Raw genomic sequence first — 7,216 nt, 5'->3', positions numbered from 1 at the left:
GCGCCGCACGCAGCATCCAACTTCTCATCTCGCCAGAAGCCCTGCCCATTCTACGATAACACAAACCGTCATAATCTCTGTGGCGAGGTACTAGTGTTCTAGGGCTTATGGCGGCGGAATACACCCTGTCGGCAGGACCGGCTGTGGACTCTCGACTAGCTGAGGTGAGGCATGGATCACGTGGTACTTGGGAAGCTTTCTGAAATTCTTCAGGTAATTAACCAGATCCAAAGCCTCAACTTCCGCAATCAGCAGCTGGGGAAGGAACTCGAGGCGATCGAAGCGGAGCAGGAGACGCTGTTGTCTCTTGTTCGCCAACTGGAAGCCAGATGCCGCGCCGAGGTAACCCATTATGGTCGATCGCTCAGCGCAAGATCTGCAGGCACCGCTGCTTCGTAGGTCCGACGAGTGGTGCCTGATATGCCGTGATACAGGCCACGAGATAAGCCGGACTGCCGGAAGGCGGGGATCTAGCCCGCGGGGGCTCGATAAACCGTTTACGTTAGCTCAGCTGGCGCCTGCGTTGATCAACGCCTTGAGCGGACGTCGATAAGATTGCTCTGAGAGCGACCGGTACAGCGGACGGTCGAACGGAACAATATCGTTCCCATCGCCGCCAGATCACAGGAGCCATCTGCACCTCCGGAGCCTAGGCTGCGGAGGCAATACCGGTCTCATCGATCTTTCGGATCGAAATCGCAAAGCTTCCAACAGAAGCTCCATCGTCCGTCAGGTTGGGCAATGCAATAATCAGCTCCGTTGATTGCTCTCGCAAAACTGCCGCCACGAGTTCATATGCTGCGATAGCAGTCGGTTCGGGAAGGATCTCAACAGGCACAATCTTAGCCAACGGCATGATAACCTCGATCAAAGCTTATGCCCCCCAAGGAAGCTTATAACAGCACTTACCTGCGGCGGAAATGCTTCAGTATCACGCGGGATGAAACCGCAGACATCGCCGACCTGTTACCGTTTAACTTCTCCAAAAGCGACGGCGACTAATAGAGCGGGATATCGCGGAGCGCGGTTCAGCGGCGCCGCAGCCGTCAATGTGCTTTGACAATCGCGCTTACTTTCATTCTCCCAATAAAAAACCCGGCCATTGCTGACGGGGCTATGTGAGGCCGCATCGTAGAGCTGATGGCTCGGCTACAGCTGGTATCGGCTATGAACCCAGACTTTGGTCAGTGCCACGCTTTGCAATGAAGAGCGGAACTTCTTCGATGTTGGCGAGGACACGCTCCTTTATCAGAAACCGGCGTACGTTCTCGCGAATTGCGGCAATGGGGAAAACTCCCTGCGCAGCCATCCGGCACGCCTTTGACAGCACATGATAGGTGTCGCCCCTCTTCTCCTCCGGCCAGTCGTCGAGAAAGTCGAATACGTCCTCCAAGCTGGCGAGCTCTTGCATATAGCGAGGGTACTTAACGAACAGTGGGTGCTCAAACTTTGTGTCCATCATCGCTATCTCCTTTCCTCTCGGGCGTTCGACGCCGCAAATTTAGGAAATGAGATAGCATATTCAAGACAGAAAATCTTGAGGCCGATGTTCGAGCTGCCAACGGGAGCGTGAGATGAAGCTCTCATTAACGATACAGTCACCTCGTGTTCACTCCCCTAGCGTTAGCTTTGAACCGTCGTCGCGCAGCGACGTTCTCGAAAGCCAAACGCTTAAAGGAGGAACCCCATGAAGAAGTTTATTATCGCGTCCGCGCTCGCCGTCGCTTCCATTGCAGCCAGCGCCATCCCTTCGAACGCTGCTTCAATAGTGGTCACCACCGATGGCGGCCACTACAGCCACCGACACTACGATCGCGATTACTATCGTCGGGATTATTGGCGCCACCACAATCGCCACTGCTTCAATAAGAAGGTGGTGCGCTGGCATCACGGCCATAAGGTCGTCCGCACGGAACGTGTTTGCCGATAAATTGTAAAAGCGTAACCGGCGTGCCAATCACATCAGCAACGCCGTTTGACACCGATCTGAGTTGCGCCCGCAATGCTAATGGGAAGGGGCGCAATCAAAAGGCGATCTATAAAGTCCAAACCAACCTATTCAATCTTTGGAAATCTTGTCGCTCTATGCTTGGCCTGATTGGCCTGGGGGGATTGATGCGCTGGAAGCTTTTTGCGATCTTGACGGGCGTCTTACCTGAGTTCACCCGATTGCGGCCTTGGAATAGAAATCATATCTGATGTCAGTTTCGGAATTATGCTCAAATCACAGCCTTCAGTCAGCCCACGGCGGTGGCGCCAGGGGATGAACAAAGATTCCGGCGCAATCACTTGCACGGGTATACAGCGTGGGTGAGACACCTAACCAGCAAGAGGCAAACGATGCCTTCACCCTGCGACCAGCCGAATTTTTCGGCCAACCCATTGTTACCATTTGAACTTGGCCGGACAGCGATGCTGGGCCTCACCCGTTTTCAATCATGCGAACGTTTGTGTCTCTCTAAAAGATCGTCGCTTGTTCCGCTTTCGACAACCGAACCGTGGTCGAAGACGAGGATGCGATCGAAGAATTCGGCCAAGGTCGGATTGGAAAGAACCCAGATGACCGCCGGGTGGTAGTCACCGTCGTGGAGATCGCCGAGCACGGTGCGCACGATCTGGTCCTGGAAACGGTGATCGAGGCCGAGCAGCGGCCGATTGAGGATAAGAAAGTCCGGGCGCTTCAGCAGCGCGCGGGCGAGATTGAGCTTCTGGCGCTGCACAATCGTCAGGCGCTTGCCACCTGGGCCGACATCGAAATCGAGACCGATGGACAATACGCTATCCTGCAGCCCAAGCCGATCGAACAGATCGCGCATGATGGAATGAATTCGCTCCGGCGCATCCGCCTGCTGATGAGCGATCCTTCCGAAAAGCACGTTATCCATCAATGTTGCCGACGCGATGAAGCGTTCGGGATCGTAGCGCTCTATGACAGCATTGAGATCGGCGGGGATATGTTCATGGAATTCGGCGCGCGCTGCGACGATCTTTGCCATCAGCGCGTCGGTCAGCAGGCCGAAGCGATGCCGGGGTTCGATATAGGAAAAACTCAGGCGGATGATCGCCGCGCGTTCTTCGGGCGTTGCCACCTCGAAACCGCGGCCGTTGAGCTTCTGCAACAGCGCCTGATAGTCCGGAATATCGTCAGCCGTCATGAATGTCAGTTGCTGGAAGAACGGATGGTCCGGCGGCAGATCGTTGAACAGTTCCACCGTGTTCTCGGCGATCTCAAGACCCATCGTATAGAGCTCGACGTCGAGGCCCGTTTTCTTAAAGAGTGCCTGAAAATAGGGATGGGCTGCCAATTTCCTGTTGGTCATCAGCGGTCGCTTGAGCGTCCCGAACAGGAGGTTTTCGCCGACCGTTGCCTGCGGATTGTAGGCCGTGAACTCGAAGGGCACGACGAGCCCGTCGAGATCTTCCTCGTTCAGCCGCTGCAGCAGCGCCTGGCGCAGCTCGACGATGCGCGCCGTCATGTCGGCATGCGCGACCGTGTCGACCGTCGAGCGCAGCGCCATGTCGAAAATGTCCTGCGACATGAGGACGGCGTCGAGAACCGGGCGGATGAACCGATAAATATCGTCGGGACCGCTGGCGCCGGCCGCGCGGTAGTCGACCCAATCGCTGTTAAGGTCTAGTTCGGGATTGCCGGCGCGCCGCGCCTCCGCCATCGCCCATTTGAAGGCGGTCGCTGCATTTCCCTCATATTTGTAAGGCTTGAGCGGGGCATGCTTCAGGCTATAGAGAATATTGTCGCGCAGCGTGCCGTGGAAGAAATAGGTGTCGGACGAGGCATAGGCGATCCGGCGTCCGGCGAAAGCTTCCGGCATCTCCAGGAGGTCGTGGCCATCGACGGTGACGTTGCCAGAATCCGGCCAGATCAGCCGGCCGAATGCTTCCGCCAGATATTCGCCGCCGCTGCCGCTTTCGCCGACGATCGCCACGCTTTCCCTGGGGTTCATTTCGACCGAAACGTGATCGAGCACGCGCTTGCCGCTGTCATCAATGATAGTCAAATTGACCGCAGTTAGAGGGCCAGTCAGATGCGGCGCCAGCTCCGTCGAAACCTTCTGGATCTCGGGATTGATCAGGTGATCGACACTGAACTGCTCGACGACCTGATTGTATTTGACCTGCACATCCTGGCGCGACTGATCCCAGTCGATGAGTTCTTTCAGCGGTCCTGGCAGGTCCTTATAGGCGTTGATGACGGCGACGAGCTGACCGATATCGAGCCTGCCATGAAGGGCGAGAAAACCACCGATGGAATAGAACAGGAATGGCGTGACCTGGGCCAGGAAGTTGTTGATGAACTTGACCAGGAACTTCCACTGATAGAGGTCATAGCGGATCTTGAAGATCAGCCCGAGACGCGCCGCAATATCGGCCCGCTCGAAATTCGAGGTATCGTTGCTGTGGATTGTGCCGATGCCGTCGACGATTTCGCCGATGCGGCCGGAAAGCTCACGCGCGGTCAACTGCCGCTGCCGGCCGAGATCAAGGAGGCGCCTGCGCATGCGTGGGATGACAATAGCCTGAACCGCGACGATTCCCGCAGCGATCATACCGAGCCAGAAATTCTGCATGATGATGAAGACGAGGGCGGTGACCGCTTGTCCACCGAGAAGCGCAGGCTGGACGAAGGCGTCGCCGGTGAAGCCGCCCATCGGCTCCACTTCATCCTTGATCATCGTGGCGATCTCGGCCGCCTTGACGCGCTTGAAATGCGCCGGCGGGAAACGCAGCACGCGATCGACCAGCTCAAAGCGGATGCGACGAAGCATGCGCTCGCCAAGCCGGCCCTTGTAGGTGTTGATGTAAAGCTTGAAGAGACCGTTCAGGACCACCAGCGCCAGAAAGATCAGGCTGAGAGCAATCAGCATCTGGAAGCGTGTGAGCTGCAGGCCGTGGAAGACCTCGACATGGCCAAACAGCGGCAAGTCGTAGGCGATGTGCATGAAGGTCTGGGTGGCGCCCCTGGTCTCGAATCCCTTGCCCTGGATAGGGCCGTTGACGATCTGCTTCGGCAGATCGAAGGACAGGAAATAAGGCACCATCGACGCCGCAACGACCACCAGAATCCAGATCTGCTCCAGGCGGGTATTTGACCAGATATAGCGTGCTAGGCTCTTTTCCATGGCTATTCGCATGCTTCCGTACGCGACGGCTGGGACGGTCCAGAGGGGCTCAAGAACGTCGCAACAATGTAAAGGAGATTGATTGCAGGTAAGCACCCTATCACAGAAAACAATACCTATCTGTTACGCACGATTTCGAGATTGATCCGCTGAGATGAAGGCCTCAAACCTCAAAGTTAATTCGGACTGGGTGTAACTTTCGCTCCGAATCCTTCAGGCCTACGGTAGCAAAGTGCACCTCGTCTTTCCGAGGACATTTCAACTGCACTGGAAAGCGACCCGTCGGCAAAGCGATGATGAGATCCCCTACCTCGATCCTTCGTTCCAAACCGATCGCTTTTTGCGACCTATCAAATGACGCGACGGCGGGTGATCGGGTATTTGACAGCGGTACGCTGACACCGGCGCCGGGGCAAGCGCGCTGTCCAGCGCACGACTGGAAAATCGCTTCGCCCAGGTCTCATCGTCCTTTGGTTTTTGGTGCATTTCGCTCAGCCCGCCGTGTCCATAACATCGATCTACGTTCACACCAAAGATCGCCGAATATCCAACAGGCGCGCGCCAGGAACTCATTCCTCGCCTATCAGGTCGGCGGCCTGGAGGACACCAACGAGATCCGCCACCTTACCGAGCGCAAGGTGCGCTCCTGATCGACGAGTGGCTCATCGCCGGTTAGCCACGTCGAGGCTTCAGCGAGCTCGCGGTCTGATGCTTCGGTCTGATTGCAGCCCCGGGCTTCGTCATTTCATCGGAGGATCGCGGTGATCTCTGGGGCTTCTGTGAGGCTGAGCCGTCGCTTCGGAAGCCGTTGCCTCTCGACTGACCTTCAGATAGCTCGCTGTCCCGAGTGGAAAGGCGCTGCTGGAGACAATCTAGTGAATAGCGTGGCTCAGCATGCGGTAGGGATGGGCAGCATCGAACTGGGAGATCATCGCCGTGGCCTGCAGCAAGACGCCCTCCACATGAGCGACGTCATCGCGGGCCAGCTCATCGGCATTGACGCGGATCGCCTGCGCCATGTTGGCCGAAGCCAGCGCAAAGTGGCGGTTACCTTCGACGTAGGCCTCGCGCGCAGCCCCCTCGAGAACACGCGCGATATCGACAAAGACCTCTTCCCGCTCCTCGATGCTAAGGTCATTTATAATTTTGAGCTTCTCTTCCATTTCGGCCTCACTCTGAACAGATGTGCAACGCTGACCGAGTTCATCGCGCTCGGCCGCGAGAGAGCTAGGAAGACGAAAAATCAAATTCAAGAGTTCAGTGAAGCTTGAACTCGCCCTCGACGCGGCGCCATTCGTTCGGTCCGATCAGGCGCTGATGTGTATAACGCACGGAATGGAGAGGGCCATCGAGGCTCGCCTGCCAGAAATCGAGGAACTTGTGCATCTCGGGAAATTCAGGCGCCAGATCGTAGTCCTGCCAGACATAGGTTTGCAGCACGGATTCGAAATCCGGAATGCGATAGAGGATATGCGCTGTTGTGAGACCGTAGCCGTTGAGCTGACGCTCCAGATCCGTCGAAAACTGCATGCTTCATCTCCGTTTCGTTACGCACTGAACATGGCGCAAAATTTTACCGCCATCAACATAAAGTCCAACGCGGAACGTCAATTTATCGTTCCATTCCAGCATGTTAGCAGCCGTGCGACGCGAGTGCTAATTTTTTTCCGTCGCCCTCTTGAAAACGAAAAAACCCGAAAATAAATTTTGGCCGCGAACGCTCGATTGAGGTTCGCACCCGCCCGGACTGGTCATCCGGTCCGGCCAGGGTTCTAACGTCATCTTTTTTGTCCAACGGAGGAAAACATGTCGTTCCGACCGCTTCATGATCGCATTCTCGTCCGCCGCATTGAGTCTGAAGAAAAGACTAAAGGTGGCATCATCATTCCCGATACCGCCAAGGAAAAGCCGCAGGAAGGCGAGGTCATCGCTGTTGGTCCTGGCGCTCGCAACGATGCCGGTCAGATCCAGGCGCTCGACGTCAAGGCAGGAGACCGCATCCTGTTCGGCAAATGGTCCGGCACCGAGATCAAGATCAACGGCGAAGACCTGCTGATCATGAAGGAAAGCGATGTCAT

At 56.3% G+C, this 7,216-nt stretch carries 8 protein-coding genes; 3 read left to right on the top strand and 5 right to left on the bottom strand.

What is annotated here, in order from left to right:
* Positions 1-171: 171 nt before the first annotated feature.
* A complete protein-coding gene (locus tag EV561_RS36580) occupies positions 172-399 on the top strand; it encodes a hypothetical protein (protein WP_132528725.1) in 228 nt (75 codons plus the stop codon).
* Positions 400-649: 250 nt separating this feature from the next.
* On the opposite strand, the gene EV561_RS36575 is transcribed toward EV561_RS36580, so the two are convergent.
* Positions 650-871, bottom strand: coding sequence for a hypothetical protein (locus tag EV561_RS36575; RefSeq protein ID WP_132528724.1), 222 nt, complete (start codon positions 869-871; stop codon positions 650-652).
* 294 nt (positions 872-1,165) lie between these two features.
* Positions 1,166-1,462 (bottom strand): DUF982 domain-containing protein, encoded by a 297-nt coding sequence (locus EV561_RS36570; RefSeq protein WP_132528723.1) that lies wholly within the window; start codon positions 1,460-1,462, stop codon positions 1,166-1,168.
* Positions 1,463-1,687: 225 nt separating this feature from the next.
* Here EV561_RS36570 and EV561_RS36565 point away from each other — a divergent pair, with 225 nt between their 5' ends.
* Positions 1,688-1,930 carry a hypothetical protein gene (locus tag EV561_RS36565; RefSeq protein ID WP_132528722.1) on the top strand — a complete coding sequence of 81 codons (243 nt, stop codon included), beginning with the start codon at positions 1,688-1,690 and terminating at the stop codon, positions 1,928-1,930.
* Between the two features lie 502 nt (positions 1,931-2,432).
* Here the strand turns inward: EV561_RS36565 and EV561_RS36560 are convergent.
* From EV561_RS36560 to EV561_RS36550, 3 genes are all read right to left on the bottom strand, one after another.
* Entirely contained in the window at positions 2,433-5,138 is a 2,706-nt protein-coding gene (locus EV561_RS36560) for an ABC transporter ATP-binding protein (RefSeq protein ID WP_132528721.1), read from the bottom strand.
* An 872-nt stretch (positions 5,139-6,010) separates the two neighbouring features.
* On the bottom strand, positions 6,011-6,301 hold the full coding sequence (locus EV561_RS36555) for a hypothetical protein (RefSeq protein ID WP_132528720.1): 291 nt from the start codon (positions 6,299-6,301) through the stop codon (positions 6,011-6,013).
* 94 nt (positions 6,302-6,395) lie between these two features.
* Positions 6,396-6,668 carry an usg protein gene (locus EV561_RS36550; RefSeq protein WP_132528719.1) on the bottom strand — a complete coding sequence of 91 codons (273 nt, stop codon included), beginning with the start codon at positions 6,666-6,668 and terminating at the stop codon, positions 6,396-6,398.
* A 276-nt stretch (positions 6,669-6,944) separates the two neighbouring features.
* Between EV561_RS36550 and EV561_RS36545 the strand changes: the two genes are divergently transcribed.
* Positions 6,945-7,216 (top strand): co-chaperone GroES (locus tag EV561_RS36545; RefSeq protein WP_132528718.1); only part of this gene is annotated, 272 nt, incomplete at its 3' end.

This window comes from Rhizobium sp. BK376 (assembly GCF_004341625.1).
GTDB lineage: Bacteria > Pseudomonadota > Alphaproteobacteria > Rhizobiales > Rhizobiaceae > Rhizobium.
This window is presented reverse-complemented; position numbering and strand designations above follow the sequence as displayed.